Origin of the sequence: Bacillus sp. AY2-1 (assembly GCF_008368965.1) — a bacterium.
GTDB classification, from domain to species: Bacteria; Bacillota; Bacilli; order Bacillales; family Bacillaceae_G; genus Bacillus_A; species Bacillus_A thuringiensis_S.
The window spans coordinates 1-680 of record NZ_QPEL01000346.1; the positions used below are offsets into that span (position 1 = coordinate 1).

Below are 680 nucleotides of genomic sequence, written 5' to 3' on the forward strand. Positions count from 1 at the left end.
AATTAATTCATAGTAAAACAAACTAATAATTTTAATATAATAATATTAAGAATATACATTTATTGATTATAATAAAATATAAATTGAATGCGAGGTTGTATTATGAACAAATTTAATAATGATAATATACCAGGTTTAGTTTCTGAAGAAAACGTTGAACTATTAAAAGTTATGGCTCATCCAATACGTCTACAAATTGTTAGTGAATTGGCTAAGAGCAAGAAATTAAATGTAACACAATTAACTAATATTTTGGATATTCCACAATCAACAGTATCGCAACATTTATCCAAAATGAAAGGGAAAGCACTGAAAGCTGAAAGAAAAGGGTTAGAGATATACTATCATATTCAAAACTCCAAAGCTGATAAAATCATACAAATACTAGGTCATGCTAATTAAATTGAAAAAATAGGTGGATGTACACCCAAACAGGGATTACAATTCACCTATTTTTTATTTTATAAAAAACATAAAAACGTTATAGTAAAATTTCTATAATTATAGTCCTTGTTCAACGTATTAAAGATTTTAAAGCGTATGTTATAGAATGTAACGCATCGGAAAAACTTTACAATATATTCATAAAAACCACGGTACCCTTTCTCGTTAAAACAAGAAAATAGTAACGTGCTTTTAACCTCATAAATTGTCTAAATCCTTAAGTTGATGGATGTGTG

General features: G+C 26.5%; 1 protein-coding gene. It reads left to right on the top strand.

Annotated features, from left to right (window positions below):
* Positions 1-102: 102 nt before the first annotated feature.
* Positions 103-402, top strand: a complete 300-nt coding sequence (locus DN403_RS30960) for an ArsR/SmtB family transcription factor (RefSeq protein WP_001032039.1) — start codon at positions 103-105, stop codon at positions 400-402.
* Positions 403-680: the final 278 nt, after the last annotated feature.

Excerpts from the sequence above, each read along its gene's own strand:
- DN403_RS30960 (WP_001032039.1), top strand. The coding sequence starts at position 103 with ATGAACAAATTTAATAATGATAATATACCAGGTTTAGTTTCTGAAGAA.